Source organism: Plantactinospora siamensis, assembly GCF_042434095.1.
GTDB lineage: Bacteria > Actinomycetota > Actinomycetes > Mycobacteriales > Micromonosporaceae > KBS50.
In genome coordinates this window covers 1-15,196 of record NZ_JBHLUE010000025.1, presented here as the reverse complement: position 1 = coordinate 15,196, position 15,196 = coordinate 1, and the positions used below count along the sequence as shown (strand labels likewise).

The window sequence follows — 15,196 nt, the reverse complement described above, 5'->3', positions numbered from 1 at the left end:
CGAACCCGGAAGCTAAGCCCTCCAGCGCCGATGGTACTGCACCCGGGAGGGTGTGGGAGAGTAGGACGCCGCCGGACAACCAATTCGAAAAGGGCCACCCCTGGTTGGGGGTGGCCCTTTTCGCATATCTATATTTCTTTCGCTGTCGAGAGCGCTTGCCGAGAGCGGATTCAGCCGCGCGCCTGGACGGCCACGCGGATCCGGCGCAGCAGGGCGGCCGCGTCGTCCACGGCGCGCCCCGGGAACATCGCCAGGGCCACGCTCCCGTGATCGGCCCAGCCGCAGACGGCCATGCTGGTGGTGTCGATGCTGGTGGAGCCGCACTTCATCGTCCCGCCCAGCCGGCCCGCCGCCACCGGGCGAATCCCGTTCAGCGTGCCGGTCGAGTCGGACAGCAGCTTCATGGCCTCGTCCAGCGCCGACTCCGGTCGCCAGATCAGGGCCGTGCCGCCGACCAGCAGGACGCTTCGCCGGCGATCGGTGCCGTCCGCGTACGCCACGCCGATGCTGCGGTTCAGCCGGACGTCCGCGGCCAGGCCGGCGCGCAGATAGTCGACCGTGTCCGTGGCGTTGCTGCTGTCGTCCCTGGTCAACCCGGCCACCGAGGCCGGCGCGCTGAGCGTGGCGTTCCGCTGGCTGATCACCTGCCAGGCCGTCGGGCCGGCGGCGGCCACCGCGATGACGGCCGTGGCCAGCAGGCCGCCCACCACCGCCTTGCGGCGGCGGGACCACGGCCGGTGCGCCTCGGCGTCCGGTGCCAGCGGCACCGCGTCGGCCGGCGGGAGTCCCGGCTCGACCGCGAGGGCCGAGACGTCGACCGGAGGATGTCCACCCTCCGGCCGATCCCGGTCCGGATGCGGTAGGGCGGCCATAGCCGAAACCGTACGCGAGCATCCGGTGGCGCGCGCCAGGTCCGCCAGACCGCTCCGTAGACTTTTGGGGTGACCGAGACTCCGAGCGCCGCGCAGGCGAACGCACCGACCCTGTCCGCCCAGTACCAGCCGGGCGAGGTGGAGCAGCGCCGGTACGAGCGGTGGGTGTCCGGCGGCGCGTTCCGGGCGTCGGCCGGGAGCGGGAAGCCGGCGTTCAGCATCGTCATCCCGCCGCCCAATGTCACCGGCGTGCTGCACATGGGTCACGCGCTCGACCACACGATCCAGGACGGACTGGTACGCCGGAAGCGGATGCAGGGCTTCGAGGCGCTCTGGCTGCCGGGCATGGACCACGCCGGCATCGCCACGCAGAACGTGGTCGAGCGGCAGTTGGCGGCGCAGGGCCTGTCCCGGCACGACCTGGGCCGGGACGCGTTCGTGGAGCGGGTCTGGCAGTGGAAGGCCGAGTCGGGCGGCAAGATCCTCGGCCAGATGCGCCGGCTCGGCGACTCGGTGGACTGGGACCGCGAGCGCTTCACGATGGACGAGGGCCTGTCCCGGGCCGTACAGACGATCTTCAAGCGGCTGTACGACGATGGCCTCATCTACCGCGCGGAGCGCATCATCAACTGGTGCCCGCGGTGCCTCACGGCGCTGTCGGACATCGAGGTCGAGCACACCGAGGACGAGGGTGAGCTGATCTCGATCCGGTACAGCGACGAGGTGGTGGTGGCCACCACCCGGGCCGAGACGATGCTCGGGGACACGGCCGTGGCCGTGCACCCCGACGACGACCGGTACCGGCACCTGGTGGGCACCGAGGTGGACCTGCCGCTCACCGGCCGGCGCATCCCGATCATCGCGGACGCCCACGTGGATCCGAGCTTCGGCACCGGCATGGTCAAGGTGACCCCGGCGCACGACCCCAACGACTTCGAGATCGGGCAGCGGCACGACCTGCCGGCTCTCACGATCATGGACGAGCGCGGCGTCATCACCGCGCACGGGCCCTTCGAGGGGCTGGACCGGTTCGAGGCCCGGCCGGCCGTGGTGGCCGCGCTGCGGGAGCAGGGCCGGATCGTCGCCGAGAAGCGGCCGTACCTGCACTCGGTGGGTCACTGCTCGCGCTGCGGTACGACGGTAGAGCCGCGGCTGTCGCTGCAGTGGTTCGTGAACACCGGGCCGTTGGCGCGGGCCGCCGGCGACGCCGTTCGGGACGGGCGGGTCCGGATCGAACCGGCGGAGCTGGCCAAGCGCTACTTCGGCTGGGTCGACAACATGCACGACTGGTGCATCTCCCGCCAGCTCTGGTGGGGGCACCGGATCCCCGTCTGGTATGGGCCCGACGGCGTGGTGGTCTGCGTCGGACCGGGCGAGGAACCGCCCGCCGGCCCGGGCTGGCGGCAGGACGACGACGTGCTGGACACCTGGTTCTCCAGCGCGCTGTGGCCGTTCTCCACCCTCGGCTGGCCCGACGAGACCCCCGAGCTGGCCACGTTCTACCCGACCAGCGTCCTGGTCACCGGCTACGACATCCTGTTCTTCTGGGTGGCCCGGATGATGATGTTCGGCCTGTACGCCATGGACGGCCGGCCGCCGTTCGAGGTGGTGGCCCTGCACGGGATGGTCCGGGACGAGCACGGCAAGAAGATGTCCAAGTCGTTCGGCAACGTGGTCGACCCGCTGGACTGGATCGACCGGTTCGGCGCCGACGCCACCCGGTTCACCCTGGCCCGCGGCGCCAACCCCGGCGCGGACGTGCCGGTCAGCGAGGACTGGGTGCAGGGAGCCCGGAACTTCTGCAACAAGCTGTGGAACGCCACCCGGTTCGCGTTGATGAACGGGGCCGACCCGGCCGGACCGCTGCCCGAGGCCGGCGAGTTGGGCCCGGTCGACCGGTGGATCCTGTCCCGGCTGCAGCGGGTGGTGGCCGAGGTCGACGAGCAGTTCGAGGCGTACGAGTTCGCCAAGGTCTGCGACGTGCTCTACCACTTCGCCTGGGACGACGTCTGCGACTGGTACGTGGAGCTGGTCAAGCCGGTGCTCGCGGCCGGCGGCCCGGCCGCGGACGCCACCCGGCGGGTGCTCGGGCACGTCCTCGACCACCTGCTGCGGCTGCTGCACCCGATCATGCCGTTCGTCACCGACGAGCTGTGGGCGGCGCTCACCGGCGCCGAGACGGTGCTCGGGGCGGCCTGGCCGGCGGCCGACCCGGCCCGGGCGGACGCGGCGGCCGAGGATGAGGTCGCCGCGTTGCAGCGGGTGGTCACCGAGGTGCGGCGGTTCCGCTCGGATCAGGGGCTGCGGCCCACCCAACGGGTGGCCGCCCGGATGGACGGCCTCGACCGGGCCGGCATCGCCGGGCACGAGCCGCTGATCCGTTCGCTGGCCCGGCTGGACGCCGCGGGGGACGGCTTCGAGGCGTCGGCCACCCTCGCCGTCACCTCCGACGTGTCGGTTGCGCTCGACACCCGCGGTTCGATCGACGTGGCGGCCGAGCGGGCCCGGCTGACGAAGGACCGGGCGGCCGCCGAGAAGGAGCTGGCGCAGGCCCGCGCCAAGCTGGACAACCCGGCGTTCGTGGCGAAGGCCCCGGAGCAGGTCGTCAACAAGATCAAGGACCGGTTGTCCGCGGCCGAGGCCGAACTGGCCCGGATCACCGCCTCCCTGGAGGTGCTCAACCCGTGACCGACCCCGAGTACGCAAAGGTCGAGGCGGAGCTGAACGCCCGGGGCTTCACCCGGATGGTCTTCGATCTGACCCGCATCCAGGAACTGCTCGACCTGCTCGGCAGCCCGCAGCGGGCGTACCCGTCCATCCACCTGACCGGCACGAACGGCAAGACCTCCACGGCCCGGATGATCGACTCGCTGCTCCGGGCGTTCGGCCTGCACACCGGCCGGTACACCAGCCCGCACCTGGAGACCGTGCGGGAGCGGATCGCGCTGGACGGCGAGCCGGTGAGCGAGCAGCGGTTCACCGCGACCTACCGCGAGGTGGCGCCGCTGGCCGAGCTGGTGGACCAGCGGGCCGACGAGCCGCTGACCTACTTCGACCTGACCACCGCGTTGGCGTTCGCGGCGTTCGCCGACGCGCCCGTGGACGTGGCGGTCGTCGAGGTGGGCCTCGGCGGCGCCGAGGACGCCACCAACGTGCTCGGCGCCGGCGTCGCGGTCATCACCCCGATCGGCCTGGACCACACCGAGTGGCTGGGCGACCGGATCGAGGACATCGCGGTGGCCAAGTCGGGCATCATCCACCGCGGGGCCACGGTGATCGCGGCGGCGCAGGAGGAGGAGGCCGCCCGGCCGATCCTGGAGCGCTGCGTCGAGGTGGGCGCCACGGTGGCCCGGGAGGGCAGCGAGTTCGGGGTGCTGCGCCGGTCCGTGGCCGTGGGCGGCCAGGTGCTCAGCCTGCAGGGGCTCGGCGGGGTGTACGAGGAGGTGTTCGTCCCGCTGCACGGCGCCCACCAGGCGCAGAACGCGGCCGTGGCGCTCGCCGCGGTGGAGGCGTTCCTCGGCGCCGGCGCGAGCCGGCAGCTGAACGTCGAAACGGTACGGGAGGGCTTCGCCGCCGCCACCTCGCCCGGCCGGTTGGAGCGGGTCCGCACGGCGCCCACGATCCTGCTGGACGGCGCGCACAATCCGCAGGGGATGGCCGCCACGGTCACCGCGCTGGCCGAGGAGTTCGCGTTCAGCCGGCTCGTGGCGGTGGTCTCGGTGCTGGCCGACAAGGACGCGGCGAGCATGCTGGAGCTGCTCGAGCCGGTCGTGGACTTCGTGGTGGTCACCCGGAACACCTCGCCGCGGGCGATGCCGGCCGACGAGCTGGCCACCATCGCGGGCGAGATCTTCGGGCCCGACCGGGTGGAGGTGGCGGCCGAGATGCCGGACGCCATCGAGTCCGCCGTCGTGCACGCCGAGACCGAGGTCGAGGGCGAGCTGAGCGGGGTGGGGGTCCTCATCACCGGCTCGGTGGTCACGGTGGCCGACGCGCGTCGGCTGTTGAAGCGATGACCACGCCCGAGGAAGAGCGGCCGGACCAGGAGCGGCCGGCGCCGGGCCGGTCCGGGTTGCGGAACCCGGCCGGGGCGGCGCGCGGGCTGGGCGCGGCCACGTTGGCGCTGGAGGCGCTGGTCCTGCTGCTGGCGATCCAGCCGATCCGGGTGCTCGGCGGCCGGCTCAGCGGAGCGACCGTGGCCGCGATCATCGGGCTGGCCGTGCTCGCCGTCGTGGTGGCCGGCCTGCTCCGCCGGCCCTGGGCCTGGTACGCGGGGAGCGCCGTGCAGGCCCTGCTCCTGCTGGCCGGCTTCCTGCACTGGTCGCTCGGCGTCCTGGGCTTCATCTTCGCGGCCGTCTGGGCGTACGCGCTGCACGTCCGCCGGGTGATCCTCAGCTAGGCGTCGTCCCGGCCTGGTCCGGGGCGGCCCGGTTTTCCCGCCACTGGGTGAGGGCGATGCCGTGCCCGTCCGGGTCGCGGAACGCGGCCGCCACCACCTCGGTACGCCGGCCGCGGTTCACCGTGCGCGGAGCGTAGGTGAACCGCACCCCCTTCGCCCGCAGGTCCTCGTAGGTCGTCTCCACGTCGGCCACGTCCAGGTTGAGGTGGACGAGCCGACGGTTCACCGGCGCGACCTCCGGGATGGCCCGGATCACCAACCGGGTGCCCGCGGAGGCGAGCACCGCGTTCCCGTCGCCCCGGTCGACCTCCCGGAAGCCCAGCATGTCCCGGTAGAAGGCGACCGACCGCTCCAGGTCGGTGACCAGCAGGGTGATGCCCACGCCGCTGATCGGGCCGGCGTCCGCCCTGGTGCCGGCCGCCGGCGCGGCCCGACCGACGGCCGGACCGTCCGCCTCCGCGTCGGTCCCGTCCGCCTCCGCGTCGGTTCGGGCCGTGGCGGCGTCGGCCCGGGCCGCCGCGCCGGCCAGACCGTCCCGACTGGCCGACGCGGTGGCCACCCGCGGCGGCGCCGGATCGTCGATCGGCAGGTCAAGGTCGAAGTCCAGGTCGTCCGCGGGGGGCGTGGGTCGCGGCACGGTCGGGCCGGCGGCCGCCGCTCCGGCGGACGGTCCCGCCGCTCGCGGGGCGTCCCGTCCGGCCGGCGCGCCGTCGGGCGGCGCGGGGGCGTCGAGATCGGGAAAGAGCACGTCGTCGAGGTCGGGCTCCGCGTCGGGGCCGGACCCCGGCTCCGCTCGAGCGCCGGCCACGAAGATCGCGGCCCGGTCGTCCGGATCGGCGGCCGGCGTCCTCGCGCTGGGGCCCGGCGTCGCTGGGGCGGCGGTCGGCAGGTCCGGGTCGCCCGCCGGCGGCGCGGCCGGGCTGTCGGGGTCGGCGGCCGATGCCGCGGCCGGCCTGTCGGGGTCGGCGGCCGATGCCGCGGCCGGCCTGAACGGCTCGGCGGGCGCCGCCGCGGATCCGGCGGCCGGGGCCGCCGCGGCCGGAACGTCGTCCGGCCCCGGACCGGCCGCCAGCGGGTCACCGCCGACCGGCGACGCGGTCGCCGCCGCGTCCGGGTCGGCCGGTGGTGCCGCCGCCGCGTCCGGGTCGGCCGACGGCGCGGTCGCTGCCGCGGCCGGCGACCGGGCGCCCGTCCCGGGGGCGCGCGGAGCCGTGGCGGCGGCGTCGGGGTCGAGCCGCGGGGCTCCCGGGTACGGGTCGCCCGGCGCCACCTCCGGGTCGCCGGGCCGGACGGTCGGGGCGTCGGGCTCGGCCGGCGCGGTGGCCGCGGCCGCCGAGGCCGACGGGTACGGGTGGGGCTGTGGCCGGGGTCGTCGCGGCAGCGGGGCGGCCGGCGGCTCCACGAGGGTGCCCTCCAGCACCAGCGTGCCGCCCGGCCCCTGGCGTACCACCACCGGTTCACCGTGCAACCGGCCGATGTCGTCGGTGAGGTCGGCGGTGTCCGGGTCGCCCGGCGGCAGGTCGTCGTCGGGATCGCGGCGCAGCCACGGCGGCGGTTCCCGCTCGATCAGCAGGTCGTCGTCGTGGCCGGCGAACTCGTACCCCGGCGGGAGATCCGGTTGGGCCGCGGACTCGGCGTGGGTCGGCATCTCGTCCCACAGGATGCGGACGTGGCGCTGGTCGTCGATGGCCACCCGGATCGGCAGCATCTGTCCCGGCGTCGGCCACTTGGCGACCGGGACCCGGGGGTCGATCACCTTCACCGAGCGTGCCGGCAGGCCGGGCGCGTCGATCACGATCTGCAGCTCGCACCGGCCGAAGGCGTACCCGGCGGGCGGCTCCGACACCTGGTGGACCTGGGCGAAACCGGTCACCCAGGCCCGGGCGCCGGTCCGGACGGCGGTCACCGCCACGAGCCCCACGGCCAGCGCCAGCAGCGCTCCGCCGAGGGCCACGATGGCCCAGCTGGTCATGCCGGCGCCGAAGAGGATCACGAAGGTGGCCACGGTACCGAGGACCGCGGCGATGAGCTTGCGCACGGGTGCGACGTCTCGGCGGCCGTTCGCCACAGTGGACCTCCCTGATTGATGCCAGGCTAGGCCCGCCGCGCCAGAAATGAAAAGACCGGTGGCCGCGCGCCGCGGGGCGAGTCGCGGCCGGTCAGCCGGCGTCGCCGCCCGCCGTACGCCCGTACCGGTCCGGTCGGTACGCTGGCCGCAGCCGTACCGCCCCGACAGGAGGATCCCGTGCCCAGCAGCTCGGATGAGCGCTCGCTCGTACTGATCAAGCCCGATGCCGTGCGCCGGGGGCTGGTGGGCGAGGTCATCGGCCGTTTGGAGCGCAAGGGCCTGTCGATCGAGGCCATGGTGCTGCGGACGATGGACGGGCAGCTCGCCGACGCCCACTACGCCGAGCACCTGGACAAGCCGTTCTATCCGCCGCTGCGGCAGTTCATGACCGCGGGCCCGCTGGTGGCCATGGTGGTGGCCGGCGACCAGGTGATCGAGGTGGTCCGGGCGCTGGTGGGCGCCACCGACGGCCGGCGGGCCGCGGCCGGCACGATCCGCGGCGACCTGTCGCTGTCGAACCGGGAAAACCTCGTGCACGCCTCCGACTCGGCCGACAGCGCCAAGCGGGAGATCGCGCTCTGGTTCCCCGAGCTCGGCTGAGCGGCGGCAGCAGGCGTTAACAAGGGCCCCTTCCTATACAAAAAGCGATAAGAAGGGGCCCTTCCTTTCCAGGAGGCCGAGGCGGCGCGCGGTCGGGTATTCTGGGGGGCACTGGCGACGATCCGGCCATCACCGGGGAGCCTCCGGAAGAAAGGGCGTCCGCGCCCGAGTAGAACCGGACGGGTCCGGCCCGTCACAGCCGGCCAACGAGCGGGCGGTCGATCGTGACCGTCAAGCGGGGTGGTACCGCGGGTCCGCGGCGCGCCGGCACGGCGTACCGGGGGCTCGTCCTCGCGGAGCACCGGCAGGACAGCTTCGCAGGAGGAGACCCGGGATGGCATACCCGCTGCACGACACCACCGGCGCCGGCGTACCGGCCAGCCCCGACCTACCGGCGGTCGAGCGCGCGGTGCTGGACTTCTGGGCCGCCGACAAGACCTTCCCGGCCAGCGTCGAGGCCCGGCCCGCGGGAGACCGCGGGAACAACGAGTACGTCTTCTACGACGGGCCGCCGTTCGCCAACGGCCTGCCGCACTACGGCCACCTGCTGACCGGGTACGCCAAGGACGTCGTCCCGCGCTACCAGACGATGCGCGGCCGCCGGGTCGAGCGGCGGTTCGGCTGGGACTGCCACGGCCTGCCGGCCGAGGTGGAGGCGGAGAAGCAGCTCGGCATCACCAGCAAGGCCGAGATCCTCAAGCTCGGCGTGGCCACCTTCAACGACGCCTGCCGGACGTCGGTGCTGACCTACACCAAGGACTGGGAGCGGTACGTCAACCGCCAGGCCCGCTGGGTGGACTTCGCGAACGACTACAAGACGCTCGACCTGGACTACATGGAAAGCGTCATGTGGGCCTTCAAGACCCTGCACGACAAGGGTCTGATCTACGAGGGCTTCCGGGTGCTGGCGTACTGCTGGCGCTGCGAGACCCCGCTGTCCAACACCGAGACCCGGATGGACGACGTCTACCGGGATCGGCACGACCCGACGCTGAGCGTCTGGTTCGACGTGACGCCGGACGAGACCGCGCCCGAGGCGGTCCGCGGGCCGCTGCGGCTCGGCGTCTGGACCACCACGCCGTGGACGCTGCCGTCCAACCTGGCCCTCGCGGTCGGCCCGGACATCGAGTACGCGGTGCTCGAGCGCCGGGTCGAGGGCGAGCCCGCCGGGCCGCGCTACGTGGTGGGCGCCGCGCGGCTCGAGGCGTACGCGAAGGAACTGGCCGATCACGAGCGGGTCGGCACGGTGTACGGCCGCGACCTGGTCGGACGCCGCTACGCCCCGCTGTACGACTTCCTCGTCGACCGCGCCGGCGAGAACGCCTACCAGGTCCTCGGCGCCGAGTACGTGACCACCGAGGACGGCACCGGGATCGTGCACCTGGCTCCCGCGTTCGGCGAGGAGGACCAGAACGCCTGCACCGCCGCGGGCATCCCCACCATCGTCACGGTGGACGACCACACCCGGTTCACCTCGCTGGTCCCGCCGTACGCCGGCGAGCAGGTGTTCGACGTCAACAAGCCGGTGATCCGCGAGCTGAAGGAGCGGGGGGTGGTGCTGCGGCAGGACACCTACACCCACTCGTACCCGCACTGCTGGCGCTGCGACACCCCGCTGGTCTACAAGGCCGTGTCGTCCTGGTTCGTGGCCGTCACGAAGTTCCGGGACCGGATGGTCGAGCTCAACCAGCAGATCAACTTCACCCCGGAGCACGTCCGGGACGGCTCGTTCGGCAAGTGGCTGGCCGGCGCCCGCGACTGGTCGATCAGCCGCAACCGCTTCTGGGGCTCGCCGATCCCGGTGTGGCGCTCCGACGACCCGGCCTACCCCCGGGTCGACGTGTACGGCTCGCTGGACGAACTGGAACGTGACTTCGGGGTCCGGGTCGGTGATCTGCACCGGCCGGTCATCGACGAGCTGACCCGGCCGAACCCGGACGATCCGACCGGGCGGTCCACCATGCGCCGGGTGCCCGAGGTGCTGGACTGCTGGTTCGAGTCCGGCTCGATGCCTTTCGCCCAGGTGCACTACCCGTTCGACAACCGGGAGTGGTTCGAGAGCCACTACCCGGGCGACTTCATCGTGGAATACATCCCGCAGGTGCGCGGCTGGTTCTACACCATGCACGTGCTGGCCACGGCGCTGTTCGACCGGCCCGCGTTCCGCAACGCGGTGGTGCACGGCATCGTGCTGGGCGACGACGGCCGGAAGATGTCCAAGAGCCTGCGCAACTATCCGGACGTCTACGAGATGTTCGACCGGTACGGCTCCGACGCCATGCGCTGGACCCTGATGGCCTCCCCGGTGCTGCGCGGCGGCGACGTGGTGGTCAGCGAGTCGGCGATCCGGGACTCGGTGCGGCAGGTGCTGCTGCCGATGTGGAACGTCTGGTACTTCTTCTCGCTGTACGCCAACGCCGAGGGCTACCGGGCGCGGATCCGGCACGACTCCGCCGACCTGCTCGACCGGTACGTGCTGGCCAAGACGCACGAGATGATCGCCGGCACGCAGGCGCAGCTCGACGCGTACGACATCTCGGGCGCCTGCGCCACCGTGCGGTCCTTCCTGGACGCGCTGACCAACTGGTACGTCCGCCGGTCCCGGGACCGGTTCTGGGCGGGCGACCGGGACGCGTTCGACACCCTGCACACGGTGCTGGAGGCGGTGTGCCGGGTGATGGCCCCGCTGGCCCCGCTGATGGCGGAGGAGATCTGGCGCGGCCTGACCGGCGAGCGGTCCGTGCACCTGACCGACTGGCCCGCCGCCGAGCTGTTCCCGGCAGATCCGGACCTGGTGGCCGAGATGGACGCCATCCGCGACGTCTCCTCGGCCGCGCTGTCCCTGCGCAAGGCGCACCGGCTGCGCGTCCGGCTGCCGCTGCGCCGGCTCGTCGTCGCCAGCCCGGCGGCGGACCGGCTGCGCCCGTTCGCCGAGCTGGTGGCCGACGAGGTGAACGTCAAGGAGGTCGAGTTCACCACCGAGCTGGCCGACTACTGCCAGCAGGTGCTCACGGTGGTGCCGCGGGCGCTGGGTCCGCGGGTCGGCAAGCAGGTGCAGGCGGTGATCAAGGCGGTCAAGGCCGGCGACTGGGAGCTGGTCGACGGCGCGCCGGTGGCCGCCGGGGTCACCCTGGCCGAGGGCGAGTACGAGCTGAAGCTGGTGGCCGCCGACGCCGACCACTCGGCGCCGCTGCCCGGCGGCGAGGGGGTGGTGGTGCTCGACACCGCGGTCACCCCCGAGCTGGCCGCCGAGGGTCTGGCCCGGGACGTCGTACGGGTGATCCAGCAGGCCCGCCGGGACGCGGGGCTGGATGTCTCCGACCGGATCGAGGTGCGGCTGGCCGCGGGCGCCGAGGTGCGCGCGGCGGTGGAGGCGTACCGGGACTTCCTGGCCCGCGAGGTGCTGGCCGACTCGGTGGCGTTCGCCGACGAGCTGGACGGGTTCGCCGGGGAGGCCGGCGACGGCGAGCGGGTGGTGGCCGCGGTCCGCCGGGTCTGACCCGGCGGGCCGCCGCCGCCCGCGCGGCCGACGGGGCGTGCCGGCCGCCGGGGCGCCCCGCCGGCCGGAGCCGGCGGCCCGGCGCGTGGCGGGAATGGCCGCGCTCCGGGCGGCCCGGCGTGCGGCGGCGCGGATCCGGGTAAGACCGGGGGCTATGTAAGTCGCCACAACCGTGGAATCGGCGGCGGCCCGGTGGCCGGCGTCGGCTACCGTGTTCCCGCCCACCTCTCCCGCTCGGACATGTCGGAGGACCAGTGCCGCTGCTCTACTCGATCGGCAAGCTCACCGTGGGCAACGGCATGCTGCTGGCCTGGCGGCCCACCGTCGAGGGCCTGGAGAACATCCCGGCCACCGGCGGGGCGATCTTCGCGGGCAACCACCTCTCGGTGGCCGACGAGCTGTTCCTCGGCGCGTCCGTGCCGCGTCACCTGGCCTTCTGGGCCAAGTCCGACTACTTCACCGGCACCGGGGTCAAGGGGTGGATCTCCCGCTTCGTGCTCACCGGTCTCGGCGCGATCCCGGTGGAGCGGGCCGGTGGACGGGCCGCGCTGGCCGCCTTCGACGCGGCCATCCCGGTGCTCCAGGCCGGCGACCTTGTGGCGGTCTATCCGGAGGGCACCCGCTCGCCGGACGGCCGGCTCTACCGCGGCCGGACCGGGGTGGCCCGGCTCGCGCTGGCCGCCGGCGTGCCGGTGATCCCGGTCGGGGTGACCGGCACCGAGAAGGTCCAGCCGATCGGGCATCGGCTGCCGAAGCCGGGCGTCCGCGGCGTGGTGGTGCGGTTCGGCAAGCCGCTCGACTTCACCGGCCGGCCGGACGACCGCAGCTCGCTGCGAGCCATCACCGACGAGGTGATGAACGAGATCCAGCGGCTCACCGGCCAGGAGTACGTCCCGCGTTACGCCCCGAGCCGGAGCGAGCCGAGCAGCGGCGCGGGCCCGGCTTCCGGCTCTGATCCGGCGGGGCCGGCTGCCGGCTCTGATCCGGCGGGGCCGGCTGCCGGCTCTGATCCGGCGGGGCCGGCTGCCGGCGCCTGATCCGGCGCCGCCCGGGTGCTACGGCGCCCGGTCGCCGCGCCGCTTCTCCTGGGCCTTGACCTCGGCCAGATCCCGCAGCCGGTCGAGCTGCTTGAGTGAGCGGGCCATCCGGGCGTTGCTCGGCAGGGTGCCCCGGACCCGGTCGAGGAACATCCAGTAACCGGCGGTGAATGGGCAGGCCTTCTCGCCGACCCGCCGCTTGGGGTCGTACGGGCAGCCGCCGCAGTAGTCGCTCATCCGGTTGATGTACGCGCCGCCCGAGGCGTACGGCTTGGTGCTCATCCGGCCCAGGTCGGCGTACTGGCTCATGCCCACCACGTTGACGGTCATCACCCACTCGTAGCCGTCCACGAAGCTGCGGTGGAACCAGTCCACCAGCTCGGCCGGGCGCCAGCCGCGCTGTAGGGCGTAGTTGCCGAGGACCATCAGCCGGGGGATGTGGTGCGTCCAGCCGCGGTCCCGGACCCCGGCCAGGATGTCGGAGAGGCAGCGCGCCCGTACGGCGTCGGCGTCGAGGTCCTGCCACCAGTCCGGGACCGTGCGCCTGGCCACCAGCCGGTTGCTGCCCCGGTATCCCGCGTCGAAATACCAGTAGAGGTTCCAGACGAAGTCCCGCCAGCCCAGCACCTGCCGGATGAACCCCTCAACGCTGGCCAGCGGCGCCTGGCGGCTCCGGTACGCCTTCTCCGCCGCCCGGACCGCCGCTAGCGGGTCCAGCAGGCCGAGGTTGAAGGAGGACGAGAGCATCGAGTGCGCCATGAACGGATCGTCGGTCAGCATGGCGTCCTCGTACGGGCCGAACGTGGCCAGCCGGTGCTTGACGAAGTGCCGGAGCCGGGCATTCGCCTCGGTCACGGTGGCCGGGAACAGCCGGGGGCCGTCCCGGCCGACGAACCGGACCCCCTCTGCCGCCATCCGGTCCAGGTCGTGCCGGACCTCGGCGTCGATCTCGTCCTCGGTGATGGCCGGCGGCGCCGGCACGTCGAGCCGATCGGCCTCCTTGGGCGGCGGTTCCCGGTTGTCGGCGTCGAAGCTCCATCGCCCGCCCTCCGGCTCGTCGCCGGCCACCAGCACCCCGTGGTGCTGCCGGGCGAACCGGTAGAAATCGTCCAACCGCAGGGTGCCGCGCCGGGCATCGGCCCAGCCGGCGAAGTCGTCGAGGCCGGTGATGAAACCCCGGGGTGGCAGCACGGTCACGTCGTCCAGACCCTGGACGAAGGAACGCGCCCGCCGGGAGGTCGGGTGGCAGACGTCCACCGGCTCGCCCGCCTTGCGCAGGCCCTCCCGGTACGTCTCGGCCCGCACATACCGGGCCTGGTCGCCGAGATCCGCGGCGCGATGGCGGAGCGCCGACAGCACCAGGTGCGCCTTCTGTCGATGGAAGACCCGGCGCCGGAACACCGAATGGGACTCGATCAGCAACACCGGCTGGTGTCGGTCGTCGAGGAAATGCGGTCCGAGCTGATCAGCGAACAGCCAGCGACGCGACATTTCTCCATTATCACCCGAGTACGGCATATCCGAAGCGTTCTTCATCGCTTTGTGGCCGATCGGTCACATCCGGTTCCGGCGTCACAATACTGTCCTGCCGCTCAGCCGCCCAGGCGTGGCCGGCCGGCTGCCGGTGGCGGGTCGGCCGAGGATGGCGGGCCGGCCGCCGGTCGGCCGCCCGCGGCTGGGCGGCCGCTCAGCCGCGGATGACGGTCGGCGGCCGCTCAACCCCGGGTGACGGTCGGCTGCCGGTCGGCCGCCCGCGGCTGGGCGGCCGCTCAGCCGCGGGTGACGATGGCCGAGCGGAGCCGGTCCAGCAGGGCGGCGCTGTCCGGGATCGACCGCCCGGTGAACAGGCCGGTGCCCAGGCTTCCGTGGTCGGCCCAGGTGCACAGCACGACGGGGGTGTCGCCGGCCTCGCCCACGCCGCACCGGCGGTACTCGCCGCGCTGATCGGTGGGCACGGCCGCGACCTCGGTCAGCGCGTACGTCTCGGTGAGCCGGTTGACCTCGGCCGTGACGTCCTGGTCGGGGCTCAGTCGGAAGCCGGTGGCGCCGAACACCGTGACCCGCTTGCCGCCGGGGGCCGCGTACACCGCCGCGAAGGTCTGCTCGGCAAAGGTGTGCGCGATCCGCATGTCCTGCTCGAGCTGCTGGGTGGCGCGCTGGCTCGTCGCGTCGTCCCGCAGGGTCAGGTCCGCCACCTCATCCGGCACCGAGGCGCTGGCCGGATACTGCTGCCACATCGGCCGCCCGAAGTAGCCGGGACAGGCGCAGCAGCAGGCCACCACCAGCAGGAGCAGCCAGGGCCAGCGGCGACGCCGGCGTACCGGCACCGGCACGTACCCGGTGGGTGGCCGCCAGCCCGGCGGCGGTGCGGCCGGCGGCTGCGGCGCCGCCGGCCGCCGGTCGCGCCGCCGGGTCCGCCGGCGCTCCGGGGCCGGTACGGGCGGCGCCGAACCGGCCGGGCCCGCGCCGCCCCGGCCGGCCTGCGGGTGCGGCGAGGCCGGCGAGGTGGGTTGCGGCGCCGCGCCGGGCGGCAGCGCGGCCGGTGCGGGCAGCGGGGACCAGGAGCCGGGCGCGGCCGGCAGGAAGGCCGGCGGGCCGCCCTGGGTCGCGGGCCAGGGCGGGCCGGCCTGCGTCGCGGGCCAGGGCGCGTGCGGGGGCGGGCCGGCCTGCGTCGCGGGCCAGGGCGCGTGCGGGGGCGGGCCGGCCTGCGTCGCGGGCCAG

8 protein-coding genes, 1 rRNA gene and 3 pseudogenes are annotated in these 15,196 nt (G+C 73.8%); 7 read left to right on the top strand and 5 right to left on the bottom strand.

Going from position 1 to position 15,196, the window contains the following annotated elements; genetic code table 11:
* Positions 1-77: ribosomal RNA gene (rrf, locus tag ACFFHU_RS31730) — 5S ribosomal RNA — on the top strand; the annotation flags it as partial.
* A gap of 93 nt (positions 78-170) precedes the next feature.
* Here the strand turns inward: rrf and ACFFHU_RS25315 are convergent.
* On the bottom strand, positions 171-872 hold the full coding sequence (locus tag ACFFHU_RS25315) for a hypothetical protein (RefSeq protein WP_377342747.1): 702 nt from the start codon (positions 870-872) through the stop codon (positions 171-173).
* Positions 873-941: 69 nt separating this feature from the next.
* On the opposite strand from ACFFHU_RS25315, the gene ACFFHU_RS25310 reads away from it, so the two are divergent.
* From ACFFHU_RS25310 to ACFFHU_RS25300, 3 genes are read left to right on the top strand one after another with little or no spacing between them, the layout of a single operon-like run.
* Positions 942-3,560: a valine--tRNA ligase gene (locus ACFFHU_RS25310; protein WP_377342746.1), complete on the top strand. Its 2,619-nt coding sequence runs from the start codon at positions 942-944 to the stop codon at positions 3,558-3,560.
* A 56-nt stretch (positions 3,561-3,616) separates the two neighbouring features.
* On the top strand, positions 3,617-4,888 hold the full coding sequence (locus tag ACFFHU_RS25305; protein WP_377342748.1) for a bifunctional folylpolyglutamate synthase/dihydrofolate synthase: 1,272 nt from the start codon (positions 3,617-3,619) through the stop codon (positions 4,886-4,888).
* Positions 4,885-5,271, top strand: coding sequence for a DUF4233 domain-containing protein (locus tag ACFFHU_RS25300; RefSeq protein WP_377342745.1), 387 nt, complete (start codon positions 4,885-4,887; stop codon positions 5,269-5,271). Before ACFFHU_RS25305 ends, ACFFHU_RS25300 begins: the two co-directional genes overlap by 4 nt.
* Here the strand turns inward: ACFFHU_RS25300 and ACFFHU_RS25295 are convergent.
* Both ACFFHU_RS25295 and ACFFHU_RS31725 read right to left on the bottom strand, forming a co-directional pair.
* Positions 5,264-5,671: pseudogene (locus ACFFHU_RS25295) on the bottom strand (VOC family protein); the annotation flags it as partial. The gene ACFFHU_RS25300 and the pseudogene ACFFHU_RS25295 overlap by 8 nt on opposite strands.
* Before the next feature lie 915 nt (positions 5,672-6,586).
* Positions 6,587-7,339 (bottom strand): annotated as a pseudogene (locus ACFFHU_RS31725) (glyoxalase/bleomycin resistance/dioxygenase family protein); the annotation flags it as partial.
* Positions 7,340-7,516: 177 nt separating this feature from the next.
* Between ACFFHU_RS31725 and ndk the strand changes: the two are divergent.
* The 3 genes from ndk (at position 7,517) to ACFFHU_RS25280 (ending at position 12,475) form a co-directional block, all read left to right on the top strand.
* Entirely contained in the window at positions 7,517-7,939 is a 423-nt protein-coding gene (gene ndk, locus ACFFHU_RS25290) for a nucleoside-diphosphate kinase (protein ID WP_377342744.1), read from the top strand.
* 334 nt (positions 7,940-8,273) lie between these two features.
* Positions 8,274-11,438, top strand: coding sequence for an isoleucine--tRNA ligase (ileS, locus tag ACFFHU_RS25285; RefSeq protein WP_377342743.1), 3,165 nt, complete (start codon positions 8,274-8,276; stop codon positions 11,436-11,438).
* 254 nt (positions 11,439-11,692) lie between these two features.
* Positions 11,693-12,475 carry a lysophospholipid acyltransferase family protein gene (locus ACFFHU_RS25280; RefSeq protein ID WP_377342742.1) on the top strand — a complete coding sequence of 261 codons (783 nt, stop codon included), beginning with the start codon at positions 11,693-11,695 and terminating at the stop codon, positions 12,473-12,475.
* 18 nt (positions 12,476-12,493) lie between these two features.
* Here the strand turns inward: ACFFHU_RS25280 and ACFFHU_RS25275 are convergent, their stop codons facing one another.
* Together ACFFHU_RS25275 and ACFFHU_RS25270 are read right to left on the bottom strand one after the other, a co-directional pair.
* Positions 12,494-13,966, bottom strand: coding sequence for a cryptochrome/photolyase family protein (locus ACFFHU_RS25275; RefSeq protein ID WP_377342741.1), 1,473 nt, complete (start codon positions 13,964-13,966; stop codon positions 12,494-12,496).
* A 278-nt stretch (positions 13,967-14,244) separates the two neighbouring features.
* Positions 14,245-15,196 (bottom strand): annotated as a pseudogene (locus ACFFHU_RS25270) (hypothetical protein); the annotation flags it as partial.

Bases quoted from the DNA above. Each gene is read 5' to 3' on its own strand.
- ACFFHU_RS25300 (WP_377342745.1), top strand. From the start codon at position 4,885: ATGACCACGCCCGAGGAAGAGCGGCCGGACCAGGAGCGGCCGGCGCCG.
- ACFFHU_RS25275 (WP_377342741.1), bottom strand. From the start codon at position 13,966: ATGTCGCGTCGCTGGCTGTTCGCTGATCAGCTCGGACCGCATTTCCTC.
- ACFFHU_RS25315 (WP_377342747.1), bottom strand. From the start codon at position 872: ATGGCCGCCCTACCGCATCCGGACCGGGATCGGCCGGAGGGTGGACAT.
- ileS (WP_377342743.1), top strand. From the start codon at position 8,274: ATGGCATACCCGCTGCACGACACCACCGGCGCCGGCGTACCGGCCAGC.
- ACFFHU_RS25305 (WP_377342748.1), top strand. From the start codon at position 3,617: ATGGTCTTCGATCTGACCCGCATCCAGGAACTGCTCGACCTGCTCGGC.